This is a genomic window from Bradyrhizobium sp. CCBAU 53340 (assembly GCF_015291645.1).
In the GTDB taxonomy this organism is placed as follows: domain Bacteria; phylum Pseudomonadota; class Alphaproteobacteria; order Rhizobiales; family Xanthobacteraceae; genus Bradyrhizobium.
Genome location: NZ_CP030055.1, coordinates 7,019,546 through 7,041,241, shown reverse-complemented (window position 1 = coordinate 7,041,241; position 21,696 = coordinate 7,019,546). Strand labels below are relative to the sequence as shown.

Annotated in this window: 20 protein-coding genes; 9 read left to right on the top strand and 11 right to left on the bottom strand. The window is 64.4% G+C overall.

Annotation, left to right across the window (positions count from 1 at the left end):
• Positions 1-174: 174 nt before the first annotated feature.
• The 5 genes from XH89_RS33355 to XH89_RS33335 form a co-directional block, all read right to left on the bottom strand.
• Positions 175-1,107: an alpha/beta hydrolase gene (locus XH89_RS33355; RefSeq protein ID WP_194468707.1), complete on the bottom strand. Its 933-nt coding sequence runs from the start codon at positions 1,105-1,107 to the stop codon at positions 175-177.
• Positions 1,108-1,243: 136 nt separating this feature from the next.
• Positions 1,244-1,738, bottom strand: a complete 495-nt coding sequence (locus XH89_RS33350; RefSeq protein ID WP_194464533.1) for a hypothetical protein — start codon at positions 1,736-1,738, stop codon at positions 1,244-1,246.
• 19 nt (positions 1,739-1,757) lie between these two features.
• A complete protein-coding gene (locus tag XH89_RS33345; protein WP_194464532.1) occupies positions 1,758-3,326 on the bottom strand; it encodes an NAD(P)/FAD-dependent oxidoreductase in 1,569 nt (522 codons plus the stop codon).
• A 493-nt stretch (positions 3,327-3,819) separates the two neighbouring features.
• Positions 3,820-5,469: a protease pro-enzyme activation domain-containing protein gene (locus XH89_RS33340; RefSeq protein ID WP_194464531.1), complete on the bottom strand. Its 1,650-nt coding sequence runs from the start codon at positions 5,467-5,469 to the stop codon at positions 3,820-3,822.
• 364 nt (positions 5,470-5,833) lie between these two features.
• Positions 5,834-6,247 carry a DUF3606 domain-containing protein gene (locus tag XH89_RS33335; RefSeq protein WP_194464530.1) on the bottom strand — a complete coding sequence of 138 codons (414 nt, stop codon included), beginning with the start codon at positions 6,245-6,247 and terminating at the stop codon, positions 5,834-5,836.
• Positions 6,248-6,521: 274 nt separating this feature from the next.
• Here XH89_RS33335 and XH89_RS33330 point away from each other — a divergent pair, with 274 nt between their 5' ends.
• Positions 6,522-6,662: a hypothetical protein gene (locus XH89_RS33330; RefSeq protein WP_007597071.1), complete on the top strand. Its 141-nt coding sequence runs from the start codon at positions 6,522-6,524 to the stop codon at positions 6,660-6,662.
• Here XH89_RS33330 and XH89_RS33325 read toward each other — a convergent pair.
• From XH89_RS33325 to XH89_RS33315, 3 genes are read right to left on the bottom strand one after another with little or no spacing between them, the layout of a single operon-like run.
• The gene (locus tag XH89_RS33325) at positions 6,659-8,245 is read right to left on the bottom strand and encodes an ATP-binding protein (RefSeq protein ID WP_194464529.1); all 1,587 of its coding nucleotides are present in this window, start codon (positions 8,243-8,245) and stop codon (positions 6,659-6,661) included. The genes XH89_RS33330 and XH89_RS33325 overlap by 4 nt on opposite strands.
• On the bottom strand, positions 8,242-8,946 hold the full coding sequence (locus tag XH89_RS33320) for a response regulator (RefSeq protein WP_194464528.1): 705 nt from the start codon (positions 8,944-8,946) through the stop codon (positions 8,242-8,244). Before XH89_RS33320 ends, XH89_RS33325 begins: the two co-directional genes overlap by 4 nt.
• A gap of 13 nt (positions 8,947-8,959) precedes the next feature.
• Positions 8,960-10,459 (bottom strand): DUF4173 domain-containing protein, encoded by a 1,500-nt coding sequence (locus tag XH89_RS33315; RefSeq protein ID WP_194464527.1) that lies wholly within the window; start codon positions 10,457-10,459, stop codon positions 8,960-8,962.
• A gap of 189 nt (positions 10,460-10,648) precedes the next feature.
• Here XH89_RS33315 and XH89_RS33310 point away from each other — a divergent pair, with 189 nt between their 5' ends.
• Positions 10,649-11,947 carry a glycoside hydrolase family 3 protein gene (locus tag XH89_RS33310; protein ID WP_194464526.1) on the top strand — a complete coding sequence of 433 codons (1,299 nt, stop codon included), beginning with the start codon at positions 10,649-10,651 and terminating at the stop codon, positions 11,945-11,947.
• 12 nt (positions 11,948-11,959) lie between these two features.
• Here XH89_RS33310 and XH89_RS33305 read toward each other — a convergent pair whose 3' ends face one another.
• Positions 11,960-12,841, bottom strand: coding sequence for a LysR family transcriptional regulator (locus XH89_RS33305; protein ID WP_194464525.1), 882 nt, complete (start codon positions 12,839-12,841; stop codon positions 11,960-11,962).
• Between the two features lie 99 nt (positions 12,842-12,940).
• Between XH89_RS33305 and XH89_RS33300 the strand changes: the two genes are divergently transcribed.
• Entirely contained in the window at positions 12,941-13,618 is a 678-nt protein-coding gene (locus tag XH89_RS33300; RefSeq protein WP_194464524.1) for a peroxiredoxin-like family protein, read from the top strand.
• 4 nt (positions 13,619-13,622) lie between these two features.
• On the opposite strand, the gene hydA is transcribed toward XH89_RS33300, so the two are convergent.
• Positions 13,623-15,077 (bottom strand): dihydropyrimidinase, encoded by a 1,455-nt coding sequence (gene hydA, locus XH89_RS33295; RefSeq protein WP_194464523.1) that lies wholly within the window; start codon positions 15,075-15,077, stop codon positions 13,623-13,625.
• A gap of 120 nt (positions 15,078-15,197) precedes the next feature.
• Positions 15,198-15,806, bottom strand: coding sequence for a TetR/AcrR family transcriptional regulator (locus XH89_RS33290; RefSeq protein WP_194464522.1), 609 nt, complete (start codon positions 15,804-15,806; stop codon positions 15,198-15,200).
• Between the two features lie 101 nt (positions 15,807-15,907).
• On the opposite strand from XH89_RS33290, the gene XH89_RS33285 reads away from it, so the two are divergent.
• The 6 genes from XH89_RS33285 (at position 15,908) to XH89_RS33260 (ending at position 21,694) form a co-directional block, all read left to right on the top strand.
• Positions 15,908-16,603, top strand: coding sequence for a PspA/IM30 family protein (locus tag XH89_RS33285; RefSeq protein WP_194464521.1), 696 nt, complete (start codon positions 15,908-15,910; stop codon positions 16,601-16,603).
• Positions 16,604-16,643: 40 nt separating this feature from the next.
• Entirely contained in the window at positions 16,644-16,919 is a 276-nt protein-coding gene (locus tag XH89_RS33280) for a YiaA/YiaB family inner membrane protein (protein WP_194464520.1), read from the top strand.
• A 176-nt stretch (positions 16,920-17,095) separates the two neighbouring features.
• Complete coding sequence (locus XH89_RS33275) at positions 17,096-18,121, top strand: hypothetical protein (RefSeq protein ID WP_194464519.1); 1,026 nt, start codon at positions 17,096-17,098, stop codon at positions 18,119-18,121.
• Positions 18,118-19,308, top strand: a complete 1,191-nt coding sequence (locus XH89_RS33270) for a hypothetical protein (RefSeq protein WP_194464518.1) — start codon at positions 18,118-18,120, stop codon at positions 19,306-19,308. Before XH89_RS33275 ends, XH89_RS33270 begins: the two co-directional genes overlap by 4 nt.
• Before the next feature lie 140 nt (positions 19,309-19,448).
• Complete coding sequence (locus tag XH89_RS33265) at positions 19,449-20,510, top strand: amidohydrolase family protein (RefSeq protein WP_194464517.1); 1,062 nt, start codon at positions 19,449-19,451, stop codon at positions 20,508-20,510.
• Positions 20,511-20,581: 71 nt separating this feature from the next.
• Positions 20,582-21,694 carry an amidohydrolase family protein gene (locus XH89_RS33260; protein WP_194464516.1) on the top strand — a complete coding sequence of 371 codons (1,113 nt, stop codon included), beginning with the start codon at positions 20,582-20,584 and terminating at the stop codon, positions 21,692-21,694.
• The last annotated feature ends 2 nt before the right edge of the window (positions 21,695-21,696 follow it).

Genomic DNA, 21,696 nt, shown 5'->3' with positions numbered 1-21,696 from the left:
GGCCCCGCTGCAACCGAGCGGAGAGACCCGGGCCGTCGCCCTTCGAGGGCCGCTGAAGAAGCGGCCACCTCCAGCGACAATGACTTCGCCATTGCGCGGGGGTGACGGGTATGGACTAGTTGTTGCGCTGGGATTGGTCGCCTGCCAAGCGCAGCGATTACGGGGCCGCCTCCCCTACGGCAGCCCGCGCGCCTCCAGTTGATGCACCAGCAGCAGCGTCGGCTCGGCCAGGCTGTCGCCGGAACCGTCGAGCCCAAACGCGGCCGCGATGCCGTCATGGCTGCGCAGCAGCGTGGTGCGTGGGCAATGGCCGGCGCCGCACAGCGTCTTCTTCAAGGTCTCGCCTTGCGCGATCAGGTTCGCCGGATCGTTGGCGGCCCAGGCCAGCACGATCGGCTCGTCGACATTGAGAATGCCGGGAAAGACTGATCGCTTGTCATATTGGCTGGCGTCGGTTCCGAAATAGGCCTTCTCGCTGTCGCCAGCATCCTTGCCGGCGCGGTAGATGCCTGAGACCAGCACCACGGCGGCGACGTCGGCGCGGTCGGCCTGGAGTTCGGGATGCGCCAGCAGGCTTGCGACATGGAAGGCGCCGGCGCCGTAGCCGACCGCGACGATCTCGCGGGCATCGCCGTTGAACAGGTCGATATTGCCGTGGATCCAGGACAGCGCCGCCGCCACGTCGGTTGCGCCCATCGGCCAGGTCGCTGTTGGCGCCAGGCGATAATTCACGTGCACCCCGATCATGCCGTTGCGGGCGGCAAAACACATCGCCTCGTCCTGGATGTCGCGGGACAGGTCCGGCGCGCCGCGATCGCCCGTAAAGGTGTCACCGGCCACGAACAGCAGCACCGGCCGCGGCGTGTCCGTCTTGGTAGCCTCGCTTGTCGCGACGTCGAGCACATTGGCCTCGCTGTCGCCGTAACGCAGGCCGCGCGAAAAGGTGACCTGCTCGCACAGCCGTGCGACGCCGCCGGCGGTCGTGGCGCTATCGGTGAGGCCTGTCAGGACCAGATCGGACGGCGCCGTCAGCCGCGCCGGCCGGGGGCCGTGCGCCGCGGCCGCCGCCATGGTCAGAAGCAGGATAAAAGCGAGACAATTCTTCATCATGTTGGTGCCGGCCTTGCGCGCCTCATGTTGAAACGCGGGTTCGGCCTGTCTTTTCAATTCGCCTTATGACTTGGTTTGTCAGTTTATCTTGCGGCGATTTCGCGGCACCCCGGGCGCGTCGTTTGAACCCGGCTCAATTCCCCGGCTGGAACGTGCAATCCGCCCCGCTGCCGTCCTTCTGCCTGATGGCGTTGGGATCGATGGTGCAGCTCAGTCTGCTCAGGCTCTCGAAATTCGATCCCGCCGCACCATCGGGCGGGATGCCTGCCAGCGCCTCGGTCGCGAAGATCTCGTTGGCGGTGGGACCGTTCACGGTCCTGACCTTCTTGCCGAAGGTCACCTCGCAATTGCGCAAGGTGATGTCGACATTGCTGGTGCGGCAGACGATCCGGTCTGCGGTCACCACGATCGGCTTCTTGTAGGGAATGTCGGCGTTGGCAGCGAACAACATCGCCACCGCCTTCTTCTCGGCGCCGGACAACACCGGCGACAACGGCGCGATCACGCCTGCCAGCGCCAGCGCGGTGGTGCCCGAGATTTTGGAGGGCGCCGCGTCGGAGGCGGCGGCGATGCCGGATGCGGCAAAGGCGAGCGCGCAGGTGATGGAGGCTGAGATCGGGAATTTCATTGGCATTGCTCCTCCCTCGTCATGGCTTCGGCTTGCGGGTGCTCGCCGCGCCTGCGGCAGAAGCCGCCACGGCTCGGATGATCGCCGCCGCCGCTGTCCTACCTGATTCAAGCGCGCCTTCCATGTAGCCGAAATACGCAAAGCAGGTGTGCTCGCCGGCAAAGAACAGGCGATCCCTGAAGCCCTTCTCCAGCAGCGGCCCGGCGCGGCAGATCTCGCCGGGGGCGGGACAGGAATAGCCCGCGGCAGTCCATTCGTCCTTCGGCCAGGCCATGAACTCGGGCTCGCCGGCCAGATATTCGCCGTAGCCCTCGTAGACCTCGCTGATCCGCTTTGCATAGAAAGCGTCAACCGCACTCTGGTCCCCGGGCTTGTAGTGTTTGAGTGCATTCTTCGCCGCGCCGCTGCCGGCAAACAGGCTGAGCTCGACCGGACGGCTTGGCGGTCCGATCTGGTTGTCGGTTCCTTCCCAGGTGACGCCGAACTGGCTGGACGTCGAGCTTGGTGCCAGACCCTCGCCGATCCAGAACCGCTTCTTCAATGGGCTGAGATACTTCACCGCCGTTCCCATCGAGATGTAGTAGTCGCGCGGCAATCTGGGCTTGATCGCGATCTTCGCGCCGGGCGCGTCCGGCCACAGGCTCGGAGGAATGGCCAGCACGACATAGTCGGCCGCGAAGGGGCGGCGGCCCTTGCCGAACTCCAGGGTGACGCCTTCAGCTTCGATGCGGATGGCGCGGACGGGTGCCGACAGAACGGTCTGGCCGCCCTTGCTCCTGACCTCGCGCGCCAGGCGAATGGCGAGCTCCTGATTGCCTTCGGCGCAGCGCAACGTCTCGGTCTGCGTGAAGACAGCATCGTCCTGCTTTTTCAGGCGCCCGCCCGCGATGACGGCGAGATTGGCAAGGAAGCTCTGCCTGTTGGTCGGCTGGCCGGCGTCATTGGAGAACTGCTGCTCGATGGCGAGCCTGGTCAGCTTCGAGCAGTTGAGACCGGCGATCCATTTGGCGATCGACTTGCTGTCGAGCTTCTTCGCGTGCCTGGCGCGCCAGGGTCTTCGGGGATCGACCTTCCGCGCGTGGCGGCTGATCTTGCCGAAGGCATGGTCCATCTCGTGATAGATGAGCTTCATCTCGCGGTCGGACAGCTTGTGGCCGTCGAGAAACAGCGGCATGTCGAGATCGAGCGCGTCGAAATTGGTATCCGAGGTGATGACGGACAGGCCGAGCTCGAAGCGCTTGGCAAGGCTCAGCCAGATCGGATGGTTGTAGCCGATCAGCTCGCCGCCGGCCTCGACGATGCCGCTCGGCTTTTTCTTGCTCCAGACCCGGCCGCCGAAACGGTCGCGAGCTTCGAACAGCGTGACGTCGCAGTGCGCGACGAGCTCGGAGGCCGCCATCAGGCCACTGAAGCCGCCGCCGACAATGGCCACTTTCGGGCGCCGTTCGGCGGCAAGGCGCATCGCCCGCGGGGCGAGGGCGGGCAGGGTGGGTTGACTGGCGAGCTTATCCTTGACCCGACTTTGATGCTCGGCGCCCGAAATCTTGGGCCCGTAACGCCGGTGCAGCCGCGCAAAAAGCGAACGCATCGAAAATGCCTTTCGAAAAATCACCGCGGTCGTCGCCGGCCGCAATTGGCTGGCCGTCAGCAGCAACAATAGATCACAACTTTAGGGAGAGGCGAGCGCGGAGGCCGCGGTAGTGTCCTAATTCGAAGGCGGCGGCTCATACCACACGGTTACGACGATGCAGGGATGGGTCCCGTCATTTGGCTTTTCAGCCACGTGAGTAGCGACCGTTTCCGTTTTGATGATCGTTGCCGAACCTAACTGATCCAACCAAGCATTGATCTGTCCCTCAATGGTGCTTGCGCTGGTGTCCATAAACACTTTGACTTTCATCGGCCTTGGCATTTTTACCTGCTTATTCTCTCCACAAGGTCCCCAAGCAACCTAGCCGATCTATCATGTCCGCCGCCATAGCTAGCGCGGCACGCAACGTCTTCTGAAAGCGTACCCACGTGGCCAGGCATCGAGATCTGGTGCAGGCAGGCGATCGCCTGCCTGCACCAGGCCGTATTGGCTAACTGGAGGGGCCACCCTGGAGCGCCGCGAGCAGCTTGCCGCCGTCAGGCACGCCCCAGCCGGTGCAGGCATCCCATCCCGGACCTGCCTTGTATTGTCCATCGAGCAGGCCGTCGGTGTCGTTGTTACCGACGGTGATGTCGCGCAGTACGCCTGATGGCCCGAACTTGGAATAGAGCAGCGCGTTGAAATTGCCGGATCGTGCGCCGATCGCGGCATTGATCCGGGCGATCAGGCTCGCCCAGAGCGGCGCGGAGGCGCTGGTGCCGCCGACAATGCCGAGCTTGCCGCCCGACATCGTCAGATAGCCCGTGGCCGGATCGGCGTTGGCCGCGACGTCGGGAATCGCGCGTCCCGCAAAATGCCTGGGATTGATCGACTTCGGCACGATGCCCTGCTGCCAGCTCGGGACCGGCGTGATGTCGCTGACGCCGCCGCCGGTGCCGCTGCCTGGTCCGTCATTCCAGACGGTCTCGGTGATCTGCACCTGCTTCTTGGCGTTTGCGCGCGCATGCAGCGTCGTTCCGCCCACCGCCAGCACATAGGGGCTGGTGGCGGGGAAGTTCACATGCGCCCGTCCGTCCTGCATCTGCGCTTCCGAGCCGTCATCGCCGGTCGAGACGCAGAAGGTGATGCCGAGATGGGCGGCCGCAAGGAAGCTATGGTTGCAATGGTCGATCGCCGCCGGTGACCAGATCACGCCGCTGTTGTTGAAGGCCTGGTTCTCGTCCCAGCCCCAGCTGATCGAGACGACGGAGGGATCATTGACGGAATCGCTGACGACCTTGGCGAGACAATCGACCAGACCCTTCTCGTCAAACGTCGAGAAATAGGTGGCGATCCTGGCGCCGCCGCCGAGCGCGCCGGCGACGTCGACATCAAGCATCACTTCACCGGTCGATTCAGGATCGCCGGCCGGGTCGGTCGAGACGCCGTCGATCGCGATGACGGCAACCTCCGGCGCGGGAACGCCGATCTTGGCGAAATAGGCCGCGACATCGGGTGTCTCCACGCCGCCGCCGAACTCGAGCAGACCGATGCATTGCTTGCTGGCATCGACCTTGGGGAAGCCGTAGATGGCGCCGAGCTCGGTCGGAACGAACCAGTGCCGCACCGAGCTTGCGAAATCCGGCTTCGCGCTGGTCGCCGAATGACGTGAGCGGTGGAGCACACGATGGTTGTTGAGGCCGAATACGCCGGTGATGGCATCGCCAACTTCAGCCGGGACATGCACCGGGCCGGTGCGGGCGTGGAAGTCGCCGAGCTTCGGATGGGAATAGTCGAACAGCGTGACGCCGAAGGCGTCGCTGACGTCGTCGACTGTTCCGGCGATTCCGAGCCGCGCGGCAGCGGGCTCGTTGCGGGTGACGACGAGCTTATGCGCCTTGGCGAAATCCTCGATCGACTTGATGGCCTTGGGGTCGGAGCCGTATTGGCTCGCGAGCTGCTCGCGCGTCATGTATTTGCGCGCCTTCGGGAGCTTGTTGTCGAGCTCCGACAGGTCTGGCAGGTCGGCGGATCGCTTGACGCCGAGCGTCAGCTCGATCCAGCGCTGGCCGTTGGTTCGGCGCATCGCCTTCGAGCCTGTCGGCAGTTGATGGACGCTGTTGGGAAGTTCGACCATGCGGGGTGTTGCACTAGGGGACATAGTATTTCCTCCTTGTACGGGGGTGGCGCGCTGGAAAAGTGAGATTGCGGACGCGGGTCCTGTTGGTTCGAAACTGTTCAGGTGTTCGAAAATGGATCGCAGCGTGCCGGCCGAAAAAGCCGGCATGAAATAGATCAAACCTAAAATAGTAAAACGACGCGATGCATCCTAGCAGCGGGATGCTGATGCGGCAAAGCCGATCGCGTCGTGCGCGTCTCACAATTGCGTCAGCTTATCGGAAGCCACGCCTTAGCGATGAGCCAATCGATCTGACGTAGTTGGCTCATCGCAATCGTCGCGCGTGCATGCGCGCGCGTTGCACGCCGGCGGATGTGTCGCGCTGGTTGGATAGGTGTCCGAGGTGTCAGGCGGCTTTCTTCCGCGAAGCGGACGTCTTCTTCTTTGCAGTCTTCTTCGCTGCCTTCTTCTTCTTCGCCGTCTTCCGGGCGGTCAGATATGCTTCGACCTTCTTGGCGGAATGACCGGCGGCGGCGACGGCGGCCTTCAGCCTCGCCGGCGTGATCTTGAACTTCTTCGACCAGTAGCGGACCTCATAGGCTTCGCTCAGTGCGATCCGGCTCTTGTCGGCGGCGCGGTGCTTCTGAAGCTTGATGTAGTCCTCGACCTTGCGTGCGGAATGGCCGACCTTCTTGACGGCGTATTTCAGCTTGGCCGGCGTCACCTTGAATTTCTTCGACCAGTAGGCGACCTCGTATGTCTCGGTGAGCGCAATCAGCTTGCGGTCCAGTCCGCTCCGCTTGGTCTTGTCGTCGGCCATGCTTCCCTCCTGCCATGTGGCGTGGGATCAACTCTAGCACGCCATCGGATTTTTGCGGCGCAAGAGACAGGTTGCGTGGCGATCGCGCAGGACGGCTGGTTTGCCGCGCAACGTCAAATGGTTGTGCGGCGCGACCCCCGCCTTATGCCAGGGCGGCCGTTCTACTGTGCATGGGGTTGTTTTCGACTTTTTCGTCGCTCGCGCGTCCGTGACGGAACCTTAAGGCGGCTGGTGCGACTTATCCATGACACGGGGAACAACGTGCGAGGCTGTCATGGCAGAGAAGCATACCGCCGACCCGGCAGAGATCATGCGGGCGACCGGTCATCCTGAACTGGAATATGCTGCCGGCTGGACCATCGCCGGTCTCGTTACCATCGGCACCATCGTCGCCGCCTGGGTGTTTGCGATCTAGGCGACTGGAAACTGAAGCTCGAAGGCCGCGCCGGCGTCCGTCGGCACGAGCTTGATCGAGCCGCCATGGCTCGCCATCACCGCGCGCGCGATCGCGAGCCCCATCCCGGTACCACCCTGATCGCGCCGGGTCGTGAAGAAAGCGTCAAATACCCTGTCGCGGTTCGGCGCCGAGATCGACTCGCCGTCATTGCTCACCGTCAGGCGCAACGTCGTCCGCTCGTCCACCGCCTCCAGCCTGATCGTCCCAGCCTTGTGCCGCATCGCGTTGTCGGCGAGATGCGACAGCACGATCAGCGCCTTCTCGCCGGACATGCCGATCGCCCGGTCGAGGTTGCCGCTGGCCTCGATTGAGCTCGTCGGAAACCGGCTCCTGAGATCGGCGATGACGGGGGCGAGCTCGGTGCGTTCGTTCTGCGGCAGGCTTTCGGCGCGGGCGAGCTCCCGCAGCCGCTGCGCCATCGCCTCCAGCCGCTGCGTGTCGGACAGGATGTTGGCGATGAAGGTTCGCTGCTCCGATGGCGTCAGGCCCTCGGCCTTGCCTTGAAACGAATCCTGCAACAGCTCGGCCGCGCCCTTGATCGAGGTCAGCGGCGATTTCAGCTCATGGGTGAGATGGGCCGAGAACGTCGCGATATAGTCGGAGCGCCGCGCGAGCTGCTCGGCCATGCCGAGAAAGCTGTGCGAGAGTTGCGCGAACTCGCGCGTGCCATAATGCTTGAGCGGCTGGAACGCCTCGCGGTCGCCGCTTCTGATCCGCGCCGCGCGCTCGATCAGCTCGCGCATCGGCAGCGTGATGGTGCGCGAGAACACGAGGCCGATCGCGATCGTGCCGAGGATCACCGCAAGCCCCGCCAGCACGAACTTGGCCCGCTCCTGGTAGAGATGGTCAAAGATGTTGCTCGGCGTCCGCGTGGTGTAGATCACCCCCGCGACGCGGTTATTGACGATGACGGGCATGGCCGAGAACACGTGCACGCCAAGCCCGCGGCTGATGGAATAGATCGGCGGCGGCGGTTTGTCGGGCACGCGGTTGCGCAACGTCGCGCGATACTGCCCGTGCAGCGCGTCCGCCACTTCCTCGATATGGGCGAGCGACTGGCCGACCTCCTGCCGCCCGGCGATCACGACGCCCTGGGGATCGAGGATGCGAAAGCCTGCCAGCGTCACCTTCTGCGTCTCGCGGATGATCGGCGTCAGCTTTGCGCCGATCTCGACGTAACCCTGCTGCGGTGGCTGAGTCGCGGGCAACGCGTCCGGCCGCCGTCGCAGCAAATCGTTGGCGGTGAGGTCGAGCGCGGGGCGGATCGGCGTGATCTGGTCGCCCGGATCGGGCAGCACGTTCGGCGGTACCTCGGCGCCGAGCGTCAGGCCGCTGTCGAGCCGTGCCGTGACCTCCTGCGCATAGATCGTCGCCAGCACGCGGCTCTGGGCGATCAGCTCGGCCTGGGTCTGGCGGATCAGCTGGTTGTCGTAGAGGCGGAAGAAGAACAGGCCGACCAGCGGCAGCACGGCGACGGTTGCGAGCACCGCGAAGATCACGAGGGCGAGCGACGGCCGCCATTTGTCGGGCGCAGCCCTCATGCCTCTTTCTCGCAGCGGCCGAGCTTGAAGCCGACGCCGTGGATGGTCTCGATCACGTTGTCGCAAGCCAGCGCGGCGAGCTTGGCGCGGATGTTGCGGATGTGGCTGTCGATGGTGCGGTCGGAGACCTGGATGTTGAGCTGATAGGCCGCCCGCATCAGCTGCTCGCGGTTGAACACCGAGGTCGGCCGGGTCAGGAACGCCCGCAAGATGCCGAACTCGATCGCAGTCAGCTTCAGCGGCGTGCCGGCGAAGGTCGCGACATGCTGCTCGGGGTCGATCAAGAGCCCGCCTTGCGACAGCGCCGCGAGGCTGGCCTTGGCCTCGCCATTGCGGGGGGTGAGGCGGCGCAGAATGACATTGACCCGCGCCACCAGCTCGCGTGGGCTGAACGGCTTCGTCACATAGTCGTCGCCGCCGATCTCGAGGCCGAGGATGCGGTCGATCTCCTCGTCGCGGGCCGACAGGAACAGGATCGGCACGTCGGAGACCTTGCGGATCTCGCGGCAGACGTCGAGGCCGTCGAACTCGGGCATGCCGATATCGAGCACGATCAGGTCGGGCCTGTCGGCGGCATAGCGGAGCAGCGCCTCCTTGCCGTCGCGGGCCTCGATCACGTCCATGCCGGCCTTCTTCAGGGCGACGCGGATGACCTCGCGGATGTGGCCTTCGTCGTCGACGATGAGAATGCGATGCGCCAAGGAAACTCTCCGCTCACCCGGCCGGTTGACCGCCGGACTCGCCTCTGGCCTCGGCCTCCAGCCGGCGTTGCAGCCGCCAGCTCCGCAAGCCCCAGGCCCGCCAGGCCATGTCCATGCGCTGAGTATCTACAAGGCGATCGTGGCATCCAACAAGAGTGCCGTCGGCGCGAATCTGCATCATCCTCTCGATCGCGGGCAGGGCCTGTGGTCCGAGCTGCGCAAGATAGCGGGTATCGATCGGCATGCCTCTGCCCGAGATTTCCCGACTGTGGGCGACATTATAGTCGGCGATAAGTGCGTCGAAGTTCACCAGCGAGCAGCCATACAGCACGATCGTTAACGCGATCAGATTGGCGCCGATAAGCCAGCGGTTGGACCGGTTGAGCACGATGCGCGCCGTGATCAGGAGCAGTCCCAGCGCCACCAGCCCCATCCAGATGAAGGCCGCGACGCGCCAATAGGTCAGCATATAGATGTCGACATAGAGGTCGAGCCGGAGAATCGAAGAGGCGACCAGCAGCAGGTTCTGCCCGACCCAGAGATAGACCAGCGGGCGGATCACGCGGGACTTCTCGGCGGCCCCGCCCGGTCGCATCGCAACCAGCACGAAGGCAGCGGCCAGCAGCGCGGTTGCGATCAGCGGATAGGCGCCGCGATGGGCGTAGGCCGCGTAGGTCATGTTGGCGGGCAACGCGACATGGCCCCAAAGATAGAGTCCGTCGAGAATGGACTGCGCCGCGAACAGCAGGTTGAACAGGATCAGCGAGCGCAGGATTGTCGATGGTCCGAGGAATTCGGCCGGGACAAGGGGCGGGAGCAGCGGCGGCACCGCGACATCGACATCGGTCGTGGTGACCACCTTCCTGCGCCGCCAGCGCACATGGATGAACGGCCAGACCAGCGCCAGCATCATGGTCCAGAACAGCACGCGCGGGACGCTGATATAGTCGAGGATGATTTTTGGATTGAGCAGAGACACCCATTGTTCGATCACCGGATTGGCCGCCGCGAACAGCGCGACAAAGACGGTACCAAGCACCGCCGGCAGAAGCCAGAGTGCGATGCCGCGGGTGAAGGCCGACATGTTGAAGATCTGGAGGACATCGGGGAAGAACCTGAGCGGGCCGGTCAGGACGAAATTGCGCAGCGCCCGGGCGCGGTCAGCGAATTCGATCGTCTCAGGATTGGTCGCGAGCAGCAGGGCCAGCAGCTGTGCGGCGACAAGGATCAGGAACGACAGCGGATTGAGCTCCTCGACGGCAGGCACGAGGCCTGCGACGAGAATGGCCGCGCTGGTCAAAGCGCGACGCAAATCCATTACCGCGTGATTGAACAGCGCCGATACGCAGGCGGTCGCGATCGCGAAAAGCGAAAGCGACAGCCCAATTCGCTCTCCATAGAATAGCCAGTCCGCGAGCGCGGCCAGCGCCAGTGCGAGGCCGACTTTGGCTGGAATCGATGAATGCCCTGTTGGCCGGATGTCATCCGCGATCGTCGAAGCCAGACTCGTCATGTCCAAATGACCTTTCGTGATGGGTGGCAGCTCGAAATCTGCATGGCCCTCGTGCAGAAGTCGGGATCGAGGTCTGCACGGTTTCAGGAGTCTTTTGCAGATTTCGTGCAGGCGCGCTTTTGTCTCTCGCGCCACGTGAATTGCTTTGATAGGTGCGAAGCATCCACCACTGCTCGGACGCGATGCATCATGCAATTCCTCCGTCGTATCGGTCTCATCCTGCTCTGGTCTGCCGCGCCTCTCGTTGCATTCGCGGCCGCGAACAAGAACGATCCTTATCTGGTCCCGCTGCGCGGCGTTGGAAACGTCGCGCTTGTCATCGCAAGCGTCGCGATTGCCACTCTGCTGCTTCGCCGCGGGTGCTGGCACAGCCTCTCCGGCAGGCTGCTCGTTGTGCTCTGGTGCCTGCCGCCGATGCTGATGGCGGTGGCACATCTCAGTTTCGAGCTGCGCAAGCACGATGTCCTCAGCGCCAGCGTGACCGAGGCGCGTCAGCTCGGCCCACACTTCATGGTCGGCTATTCGTCATTTCCCGCGGTCGCGCGCCTGACCGAGCAGGGCCTGATCGGCGGCATCTACGTCACCCGGCACAACATCCGCGGCCGGACGGTCGATGCGCTGCGAGCCGAGATCGCGGCCTTGCAGGACGCCAGGCGTGCAGCAGGCCTGCCGCCATTGATCGTCGCGGCGGACCAGGAGGGCGGCATCGTCGGACATCTCGCGCCGCCGCTGACAAAGGTGCCGGCGCTGGCGACGCTCGCCGGACTTGCGCCCGATGACCAGCAGGCCAAAGCAGAAGAGTTCGGCCGGATCCACGGCGGCGAGCTCGCCGGTCTTGGCGTCAATCTCAATCTCGCACCGGTGCTCGATCTCAAACCGCCGCAGCGGCGCAACCGCCTCGACTTCCACACGCTGATCGGCCAGCGGGCGATTGCCACCGATCCGGCTGTCGTCAGCACGATCGCCACTGCTTACGTGCGGGGATTGGAAGAATCCGGCGTCGGCGCCACGCTCAAGCATTTCCCGGGTATCGGCCGCGTGCGCACCGATACCCATCATTTCAGCGCCGACCTCAATACGCCGGTCAAGGAGCTGGAAGCGACCGACTGGCTGCCATTCCGCGAAGTGCTGTCGCAGTCGCACAGTGCGCTGATGGTCGGACATGTGACGCTTACGGCGGTGGATCCGGACCGGGCTGCCTCGCATTCCAAGCGCGTCGTCCAAGGCATCATCCGCGACACCTGGAAGTACCAGGGCGTGGTGATGACCGACGATCTCGTGATGGGGGCAATCTATCAGCATGACGTCTGCAAGGCCGTGGTCGAGGCCATCAATGCCGGCGTCGATCTGTTGCTGGTCGCCTATGACGGCGCGCAATTCTACCGGATATTTGGATGTGCCCTCGATGGATCGCGGCAGGGCAAGCTCGATGCGGCCATGCTGGGTGCGAGCGCAGCGCGGCTCGTCCATGCCTTTCCGTTGGGCTGAGCCAAGTGCGGCCTATCTCAACTCTCCAGCCAGGAAGTCGGCCAGAGCACGCACCTTGGTCGAGGGGCGCGGACCCGCGGGAAAGACGGCGTATACGTCAACCGGCGCGAGCATGTAGTTCTTCAGCACGGGCACCAGCGCGCCCGTCGCGATCTCGGGGCCGGCCATCACCGGCGAGGTCATCGCAATGCCGAGCCCGGCCAGCACACTTGCGAACACGCCGGGGCCGGAATCGGTGGTGACGCGGCCGCGGACATCGACCGAAGTCTCTGCGCCGTTGCGGGTGAACGACCACGTGGTGCGGCCGAACAGGCCGGGACCGAAGATGCAGTCATGCGAAGCGAGGTCGGCTGGTGTTTTTGGGGTGCCGCGTTCGGCAAGGTAGGACGGCGCCGCGGCGAGAAAGCGCGGCAGAGACGCGAGCTTCCGTGCGCCAAAGCCGGAGTCGTCGAGCGGGCCGAGGCGAATGGCGACGTCGGTGCCTTCGACAACGAGGTTTTGCCGCTCGTCTGCGACAGACAACTCGATGCGCAGCAGAGGATGTAGCTTAAGGAATTTCGGCAAGCGCGGGATGATGTGCCTTGTGCCGTACATGATGGGCATCGTGATGCGCAGCGTCCCGCGCAAGGAGTCGACGCCGCGCGCGGCGTCCTCGGCATCCTCGATGTCGGCCAAGACTTCACGCGCGCGAGTGAGAAACAATGCGCCGGCATCAGTCACGGTGATGCGGCGCGTGGTGCGCAGCAGCAGCTTGACGCCGAGCCGGCTCTCCAATTCACCGATGATGCGCGACACCGAAGGCTGCGACAGGCCAAGCTCGCGCGCGGCCTTTGAAAAGCTGCCGCTCTCCGCCGCGCGCACGAACACGGCCAATTCCTGAAGCCGGTCACTCATTTGAGATCCAAATAAATGTTGTCCGCTGGAACCGTATACCCCTTTATTTCCAAATGATCCAGATAGAGCGGGCCAACGTCCAACCGATGGAGTTTTCCCATGGCCCTGCAAGACAAACTCGATGCTTTCAAAGCCGATTTCGAAGGCGGCCGCTTCCCGCTCAAGCCGACCAAGGAGGCATTGGACACGATGCACCGCGCGACCGCGGAGCTGACCGCAAGCGGCCAGGCGCAGCGCGCCAAAAAGGCCGGCGACGTCGCGCCGGAATTCATCCTGAAGGATCCCGACAGCAAGCCGGTCGCCTCGCGCGACCTGCTGGCGAAGGGGCCGCTGGTCGTGTCGTTCTATCGCGGCGTCTGGTGCCCGTACTGTAACCTCGAGCTCCAGGCGCTCCAGGAGGCCTTGCCTGAAATCTCTGCGCGCGGTGCCAGCCTCGTTGCGATCTCGCCACAGACTGCGCCGAACAGCCGCAAATCCGAGCGCGACAACAAGCTGTCGTTCCCGATCCTGAGTGACGCCAGGAGCGAAATCGCCGATGCCTTCGGCATCCGCTTCGCACTACCCGCCGATCTCGTCTCGCTCTACAAGTCCTTCAAGAACGACTTGCCGACGTTCAACGACAATCCCGAGTGGGTGCTGCCGATGCCCGCGCGCTACGTCGTCGGCCGTGACGGGATCATTGCCTATGCGGAAGTGAACCCGGACTACACACACCGCCCCGATCCGTCCGAGTTGCTGCCAGTGCTCGACCGGTTGCGGGCCGACAAGGCGGCTTGAGTCGCTACGGCGTGACCGCTCCGCGTGCAACGGCGCGCGGGGTGGTCAGCTCCTTCCAGGTCGAGTTGGCGACATGGACCGGCGAGAAGGCCGGACGCTCGACATAGTGGCCGTCGCCCGCCTCAGCGCGCAGATCGCCATCCTTCCACACGATACGACCGCGCGAGAGCGTCACGGCCGGACCGCCGGTGCAGGCAAAGCCTTCGAACACATTGTAGTCGATCCGGCTCATCTGCCGCTTCGCGCTGATGGTCTTTGTCGCCTTCGGATCCCACACCACGACATCCGCATCCGAGCCGACAGCGACCGCGCCCTTGCGGGGATAGATGTTGAGGATGCGGGCGATGTTCGCCGAGGTGACCGCAACGAACTCTTCCTTGGTCAGCCGCCCCGTGGCGACGCCGGCGGTCCACAGCAGCGCCAGGCGATCTTCGAGGCCGCCGGTGCCGTTCGGGATCTTCCTGAAATCGCCGAGGCCGAACCGCTTCTGCTCGGTCGTGAAGGCGCAGTGGTCTGTTGCGACCACTTGCAGTGAGCCTGATTGCAGGCCGGCCCACAGACTGTCCTGATGCGACTTGTCGCGGAACGGTGGCGACATCACGCGTTGCGCCGAATGATCCCAGTCCTTGCTCTGATATTCACCCTCATCGAGCAGCAGATGCTGGATCAGCGGTTCGCCAAAGACGCGTTTGCCCGCGGCGCGTGCCCGCGCGATCGCTTCATGCGCCTCGCGGCAGCTGGTGTGCACGATATAGACGGGCGTGCCCGTCATATCTGCGATCATGATGGCACGGTTGGCGGCCTCGCCCTCGACTTCCGGCGGCCGTGAATAGGCGTGGCCTTCGGGGCCGGTGACGCCGCGTGCGATCAGTGCTTCCTGCATCAGCGCGACGACGTCGCCGTTTTCCGCATGCACGACCGGCATCGCGCCGAGATGGGCGCAGCGTGCGAACGAGTTGTAGAGCTCGTCGTCGTTCACCATCAGCGCGCCCTTGTAGGCCATGAAGTGCTTGAAGGTGTTGATGCCGTAGGTTTTGACCACGGTCTCCATCTCGTCATAGATCTGCTTCGACCACGACGTCACCGCCATGTGGAAGCCGTAGTCGGAAGCCGCCTTCTCGGATTTGCGCCGCCACTCCTGATAGGCCGCGAGCATCGACTGGCCGGGATCGGGCAGGCAAAAATCCACCACCATTGTGGTGCCGCCGACGAGCGCCGCTTTCGTGCCGGATTCGAAATCGTCGGCAGTGACGGTGCCCATGAACGGCATTTCGAGATGGGTGTGCGGGTCGATGCCACCCGGGATGACATAGGCGCCGCCGGCGTCGATGATCTCGCAACCTGTCGGCGCCGGGATCGATGCGCCGACAGCGGCGATGCTGTCGCCCTCGATCAGCACGTCGGCACGACGCGAATAATCGTGATTGACGACGGTGCCACCGCGGATGAGGAGGGACATGGGAACTCCGAAAGGAGAGGGAGGAGACAAGGAAACACGAAGGCTAAGCGCGCCGGTCGCGATGTGACAGGCGAAATTTTAGTCAGCCATTGCCCTCGGCTCGCTGACGCCCTCGCGGCGCTACGCCGCCCGCGCGATCAATCCGTCGATCATCGCGCGCACGAGGCCGGCGATTTCCTTGCGCAGCGCCGGCAGCGGTACGGCGACCAGCTTCTGCTCCAGGCCGAGCGCCACCATGCCGTGCACCGCCGAGAACAGGCTGCGGGCGGTGATGCCGAGCTCCTCAGGACTGCGCTTGGGGAACAGCGCGGCGAGCGGCACGTAGATGTGCCTGAACAATTGCATCTGATCGTCGATCGACCAGTCGGGGACGATCTTGTCGGCTTCCATGCGATGTTCGAACAGCGCACGCCAGAGCTGGAGATTCTCCGCGGCGAAATCGCAATAGGCGATCGCGATGCGGACCAGCGTCTCCTGTGGCGAGGAAGGGCCGGCGCTTTCCGCCGCGCTCAGCGCCGCATCAAGCCGGAGCAGCGTGCGCGAGCCGACACGAAGGATCAGCTCGTCCACGTCAGCGACGAGATTGTAGACGGCGCCATTGGCGCAGCCGATCTCGCGGGCGAGATCGCGCGTCTTCAGCCCCGCCAGTCCCCGTTCGGCGATCATCCGCTCGGCTGACCGGATCAGGTCAGCTCGAAGTTTCTCTCGACGTTCCAAGGCTTTAGTCATTTGTTAACCAAATTCATGAGCGTTGCTCAAATTTCTCTTGAGCGATGTTCAAGATATGCTACAAAACATCTGTGAGCAATGCTCATAACAGGGAGCAGCCAATGTTCAAGACCGTCGTCACACTTTTTCGCGGCAGCGTCGCCGCCGCCGGCGAGGAGCTGGAGGACCGCACGGCCCTTCTGATCCTCGACCAGCAGATGCGCGATGCGGCCGCAGCCGTCGAACGCAGCAAGCGGACGCTGGCTCTGGCGATTGCGCAGGACCAGCAGGAAGGCCGCAAGCTCGAGGCCACAGTCGCCCGCATCGCCGATCTCGAGACCCGCGCGGTCGCGGCGCTCGACGGTGGCCGCGAGGATCTCGCCAAGGAGGCTGCGGAATCCATCGCAGGACTCGAAGCCGACCGCGATGCGGCGCTGACGGCCCGCGCGCTGTTCGCGACCGAGATCATCAGGTTAAAGCGCCACGTCGCAAACGCGCAGGCGCGCATCACCGAGCTCGATCGTGGCCGCCGTGTCGCCCGCGCCTCGGAAGCGGTGCGCTCGCTTCGCCGCAGCGGAATCGAGGCAGCGCGTCCTTACGAATCCACGCTGCCGGAGGCCGAGAGCACCTTGAGGCGTCTGCGCGATCGGCAGATCGAGGCCCAGGCCGCCGATGACGCGCTGGTCGAGCTTGATGCCGCCACCGGTCCGCTCGCCACGGCCGAGAAACTCGCCGAGCAGGGCTTTGGCCCCCGGCTCAAGACGACCGCAGACGACGTGCTGGCGCGGTTGAAGTCCAAGCGCACACCGACTGCCTGATCACGAACCCATCAAACATCAGAACCAACAGGAGACGATCATGAACCAGAACGGCCAACCCCACAGCAGCGCCTGGGTGACCTTCACTTACGCGTCCTTCGCAGCCTCCGCCTTCCTCGTCGCCCTCGGCGTCTTCTTCCTGCCGATCGACCTCTGGATGAAGGGCTATCTCACCATGGGCATCGTGATGCTGATCCAGACCTGCGTCACCCTGACCAAGACCGTGCGTGACAACCACGAGAGCAGCCGCCTTGTGAACCGCATCGAGGACGCCAAGGCCGAGCGGCTGTTGATGGAGGTCTCGAAAGCCGCTTGAGCGGAGACCATGTCGGAGCGGGCGGCGGACGGTTCATCCGCCGCCCTGGCACATTTCCGGTCATTTGCCTCGGCCGCCGAAAGACATCCTTTACCCTGCAACCGGCGCGCGAAACGGTGATCATCGCTCCTTAATCGCCTTACGCGACAAACCTCTCCGATCACGGGCAGGCGGGAATGGCAGACGCTGGGAGCACACGGAGCTGGCAACATCTGCGCGAGGCCGCCGGACGGCTGCCCGGCTATGCCTCATTCTGGCTCAAGGCCTTCGCCCAGCCGACCATCGATCTCGCCTTGCGCACCCATCCCGGGCACGTGACCCGCATCGTCGAGAGTCCCGGCCTGTCTCTGCCGCAGGAGGAGCTTGACCAACTGGTCGCGCAGCTCCGCATCGTCGCAGCCAAGACGCTGCCGGCGAATGAACTGACCTACGGCATCTTCTCCGGCGAACGCGACCGTCTCTGCCGCGCCATCGTCACCCTGGTCTCCGAGGAACAAAGCGGACGCCCCGTCGCGTTCAACGCGCTCTCGGTGATGCAGGTCGAGCTCGACGGCGCGCCCGTCGATGTCACCCATCTCGGGCTCGTGATGGTCGATCCCGATGCGCGCGGGCAGGGGCTGTCATGGGTGCTTTACGGCCTGACCACGCTTGTAATGTTCCTGCGCGACGGCCTGCGCCCACGCTGGATCTCCAACGTAACCCAGGTGCCGTCAGTGGTCGGCATGGTCACCGAGACCTTCTCCGATGTTTATCCGTCGCCGCGTCCCGAGGCGCGCCAGAGCTTTGCCCACCTTCAGCTCGGCCGCGGCATCATGCGGCAGCATCGCGGCGTGTTCGGCGTCGGCGACGAGGCCGGCTTCGACGAAAGCCGGTTCGTGATCACGGACGCTTATACTGGCGGCTCCGACGCGCTGAAAAAGACGTTCGACGAGGCGCCAAAACATCGCGATCCGCAATATGCCGAATTCTGCGCCCGTGAGCTGAACTACGCGCGCGGCGACGATGTGCTCCAGATCGGCCGCGTCGATCTTGCCGCTGCGCGCGCCTATCTGTTCGAGCAGGTGCCGCATCGCTCGCTGCCCGGCCTGCTGCTTGCTTCCCTGTTCCTGGGATTGCAACGGCTGGTGCTGCCGGTCGTGCACTGGCTCGACGATGACAGGACGTTCGGCTCGTTGCGGCCCCGGCAGGAGCGTGGCCGATGACTTCAGCCGTAATAGCAAACGCGATCGTCAATGGCTGCGGCGTGATCGGGCTCGTCGTCGCCATGCTGGCGCTTCATCGCCGCGACGCGCGGAGCCCGTTGACCGGGCGCTTCCTGATCGCGCTCGGCATCGTTGCATTGCTGTTTCTGGTGCGAAGCGCCGCGTGGCTGACGGGAAGCAGCCTGCTCGACGACCTCTCGGTGATTCCCGCTGCGGCCATTCCCTTTGGCGCGCTGATCGTGACCGAAGGAATGCTGCGGCGGCACGCGCCCCGAGCCATCAAGCTTGCGGTGATCGTCGGCGCCGTGGTGCTCGGCCTTGGCGGCGCGTTGGGGCTCGAACGTTTCGATACGCCTTACGCCATCGCGCTGGCGCTGTTCCAGCTCGCCGGGTTCGCGGCCTGCGCTTTCCTGCTCGCAACCCGCGACCGCCATTCGCTGATGGCCTCGGAGAACCGCGCCGTCGATCGCATGACCATCGGCGCCGTCGTCGTGCTGCCCTTCATCGTCACCGATTTCGGCGCGTTGATGCCTGATATGCCGGTCAAGCTGGGTGCGCTCGGCGCGCTGCTCGTGGTCACCGCCATGCTGATCGCCGGCAGCAGTGGCGAGGCGCGCTGGCACGCGGTGCTGCTCACCGTGCTCCGGCTGGTGAGCTCGACGCTGCTCGGGCTCGCTGCGGCCTTCGTTGCGCCCGACGTCGACGCGGCGCAGGTGATGCGGTTCTGCGCTATCGCCGTGTCAGGTGTGCTGGCCATCGGCTTGATGACCGATACCTTGCGGTCCTTCCTCGAATCCCGTGCGCCGGGCGTGCTGAGCTCGGTTGCGATCTCGCCGGCGACCACGCGGGACCAGCTCATCGCCGAGCTGCTGCGTCACCCGCTGTTCGAGAGCGCGAGACGCTATCGCGAGGACGAACTTGCGGCCTACGATCCGCTCTTGCTGCGCAACCGCCTTGCGAGCCACCGCGTGCTCCGGCGCGCGGATGCGCCGTGGGGACATTTGCCGATCGATCCGGCGGCGGAGCGGCTCGCGTCGCTGATGGCCGCGGTCAGCGCGACGCATCTCGTCGTACTCTCATCCGACCCTGTCGATATCCTCGCGCTCGCGGTTCCCGTAACCTCGGCCGATCCTGCCACCGAGACCGCGATCGCGCTGGTGCAGCGCATTTTGATCATGACGGCCTGACTTCATATCGCGTCTGCGAAATGCAACCGAGCCATGACGGATCGCGCAGGTCCGCGGTCTTGCGCGTCGGCGCAGCCCGGCGCACTCTGCGCAGGCGGTGCCGAGAACACCGCCAAGAAGATGACGCGAGGAAAGCATCCATGGCGGTGACGCGGATCGACTGCGACATCCATCCGGCGGTTGGTGGCACGCGCACGACGCTGCTTCCCTATCTCAGCGATCACTGGAAAGAGCAGGTGGTGAGCCGCGCCATCGACGGCCTCGATCTCACCTCCTATCCGCCGAGCATGCCGCTCACCGGACGCGCCGATTGGCGGCCGGCCAATGGTGCCAGGCCGGGCTCTGACCTCGCCATGGTGCAGAAGGGCGCGTTCGACCAGCTCGGCGCGAGCCACGCGATCCTCAACGTGCTCTATGGCGCGCAGGCCGTGTTCGACGCCTATATGGCCGCCGATTTCTGCAAAGCCATCAACGACTGGATCGCCGCCGAATGGCTGTCGCGCGACCCGCGTCTGCGCGCCTCGATCGTGGTGCCGATGCAGGCGCCGGATCTCGCGGTCGAGGAGATCGAGCGCCGCGCCGGCGACCACAGGTTCGTCTCCATCCTGGTGCTGGCACAGGGCGAGACCTTGCTGGGCCGGCGGCACTTCTGGCCGGTCTATCAGCTCGCCGAGAAATACAAGCTGCCGCTCGCCATCCATGCCGGCACGCAATATCGGCAGGCGCCGAGCTCTGCCGGCTGGCCGTCGTATCGCTACGAATCTTATTTCGTCGAAGCCCAGGCGTTTCAGGCGCAGATTTTGAGCCTGATCTACGAGGGGGTGTTCGGCAAGTTTCCGAACCTGAAGGTCGTGCTGATGGAATCAGGCGTGAGCTGGCTGCCAGCCTTCATGTGGCGTGCCAACAAGACCTGGCGCGGCGTCCGCGTCGAGGTGCCCTGGGTCGAGCGCGAGCCTGCATCGATCGTCCGCGACAATTTCCGCGTCACCATGCAGCCGTTCGATGCGCCCGGCGACGCCAAAAGCGTCGAGGAGATCATCGATCAGATCGGCTCGGACAAGATGTTCCTGTTCGCGTCCGACTATCCGCACTGGCAGTTCGACGGCGACGATCCGATCCCGCCGCATCTGCCGAAGAGCATTATCGACAAGATGTGCGTCGACAATCCGCTGGAGACGTTTCCGCGGTTGTCGTTGAACTAGCGCATGATCCGGAAAAGTGGGCACCGATTTTCCGATAAGATCATGCGCAAACAAAAAGCTTGGAGGACCGCATGAGTGAAGTCATCGACCGTCCGCTGCGCGACGACGAGAAGCCCGCAGCATCAAGGCTGCGCATCGTCGATTGCGACGTCCATCCGAGCCTGCGCTCGACGGACGATCTCAACGAGTTCCTGCCGAGGCGATGGCAGCAACACCTGAAGGAATATGGCAGCCATCTACGCACGCCGTACCTGTTCACGACGCCCTATCCGCGCTCCTCGCCACTGATCGCGCGGCGCGATGCCTGGCCGCCGACGGGCGGGCCGCCCGGCTCTGATCTCGCTTTCATGCAGAAGCAGCATCTCGATCCGCTCGATGTCGAGTTCGGAATCCTGCAGGTGCTCGATCTCTTCATCTTCTCGCAGCAGAATCTCGAGTTCGGCGCCGCGATCCAGCGCGCCATCAATGACTGGCAGCTGGCGTTCTGGTCGCACAGGGATCCGCGCCTGAAGGCCTCGATCCTGGTCGGGCAGGATGGCGTTGACCTTGCGATTGCCGAGATCGAGCGCTGCGCCAAGATCGGCGAGTACATCCAGATCAACGTCTCGCCGCGCGCCAACGAGCCGCTCGGCCGCCGCCGCTACTGGCCGATCTACGAGTGCGCGCAGGCGCTGGATTTGCCGCTCGGCATCCATGTCGGCGGCTATGGCGGCCACGCGCCGACCGGCGGCGGCTGGCCGTCTTATTATGTCGAGGAGCACCAGTCGAACGCACACACCATCGCGGCGCAGCTTGCCAGCCTCGTGATCGAGGGCGTGCCGGAGCGGTTCCCGAAGCTGAAGATCGTCTTCATCGAGGGCGGCTTCGGCTGGATTGCCTCGGCGGTGTGGCGCATGGACCAGCACTTTGAACGGTTCCGCAGCGAGGTGCCGCATCTGAAGCGCAAGCCATCGGAATATGTGCGCGAAAGCTTCTGGTTCACGACCCAGCCGATCGACGAGCCCGACGAGGCGCGGCATCTGCGTGCGCTGATCGAATGGGTCGGCATCGACCGTCTGCTGTTCTCGTCGGACTATCCGCACTGGGACTTCGACGATCCGCGCTTCGCCTTCAAGACACCGCTCACGGAAGTCGAGCGGAAGAAGATCTTCAGCACCAATGCCCGCGCGGTCTACAAGTTCTGATC

Excerpts from the sequence above, each read along its gene's own strand:
- XH89_RS33270 (WP_194464518.1), top strand. The coding sequence starts at position 18,118 with ATGACTTCAGCCGTAATAGCAAACGCGATCGTCAATGGCTGCGGCGTG.
- XH89_RS33335 (WP_194464530.1), bottom strand. The coding sequence starts at position 6,247 with ATGGCCGACGACAAGACCAAGCGGAGCGGACTGGACCGCAAGCTGATT.
- XH89_RS33310 (WP_194464526.1), top strand. The coding sequence starts at position 10,649 with ATGCAATTCCTCCGTCGTATCGGTCTCATCCTGCTCTGGTCTGCCGCG.
- XH89_RS33350 (WP_194464533.1), bottom strand. The coding sequence starts at position 1,738 with ATGAAATTCCCGATCTCAGCCTCCATCACCTGCGCGCTCGCCTTTGCC.
- XH89_RS33355 (WP_194468707.1), bottom strand. The coding sequence starts at position 1,107 with ATGAAGAATTGTCTCGCTTTTATCCTGCTTCTGACCATGGCGGCGGCC.
- XH89_RS33305 (WP_194464525.1), bottom strand. The coding sequence starts at position 12,841 with ATGAGTGACCGGCTTCAGGAATTGGCCGTGTTCGTGCGCGCGGCGGAG.
- XH89_RS33325 (WP_194464529.1), bottom strand. The coding sequence starts at position 8,245 with ATGAGGGCTGCGCCCGACAAATGGCGGCCGTCGCTCGCCCTCGTGATC.
- XH89_RS33340 (WP_194464531.1), bottom strand. The coding sequence starts at position 5,469 with ATGTCCCCTAGTGCAACACCCCGCATGGTCGAACTTCCCAACAGCGTC.
- XH89_RS33345 (WP_194464532.1), bottom strand. The coding sequence starts at position 3,326 with ATGCGTTCGCTTTTTGCGCGGCTGCACCGGCGTTACGGGCCCAAGATT.
- XH89_RS33260 (WP_194464516.1), top strand. The coding sequence starts at position 20,582 with ATGAGTGAAGTCATCGACCGTCCGCTGCGCGACGACGAGAAGCCCGCA.
- XH89_RS33300 (WP_194464524.1), top strand. The coding sequence starts at position 12,941 with ATGGCCCTGCAAGACAAACTCGATGCTTTCAAAGCCGATTTCGAAGGC.
- XH89_RS33330 (WP_007597071.1), top strand. The coding sequence starts at position 6,522 with ATGGCAGAGAAGCATACCGCCGACCCGGCAGAGATCATGCGGGCGACC.
- XH89_RS33285 (WP_194464521.1), top strand. The coding sequence starts at position 15,908 with ATGTTCAAGACCGTCGTCACACTTTTTCGCGGCAGCGTCGCCGCCGCC.
- XH89_RS33275 (WP_194464519.1), top strand. The coding sequence starts at position 17,096 with ATGGCAGACGCTGGGAGCACACGGAGCTGGCAACATCTGCGCGAGGCC.
- XH89_RS33280 (WP_194464520.1), top strand. The coding sequence starts at position 16,644 with ATGAACCAGAACGGCCAACCCCACAGCAGCGCCTGGGTGACCTTCACT.
- XH89_RS33315 (WP_194464527.1), bottom strand. The coding sequence starts at position 10,459 with ATGACGAGTCTGGCTTCGACGATCGCGGATGACATCCGGCCAACAGGG.
- hydA (WP_194464523.1), bottom strand. The coding sequence starts at position 15,077 with ATGTCCCTCCTCATCCGCGGTGGCACCGTCGTCAATCACGATTATTCG.
- XH89_RS33265 (WP_194464517.1), top strand. The coding sequence starts at position 19,449 with ATGGCGGTGACGCGGATCGACTGCGACATCCATCCGGCGGTTGGTGGC.
- XH89_RS33290 (WP_194464522.1), bottom strand. The coding sequence starts at position 15,806 with ATGACTAAAGCCTTGGAACGTCGAGAGAAACTTCGAGCTGACCTGATC.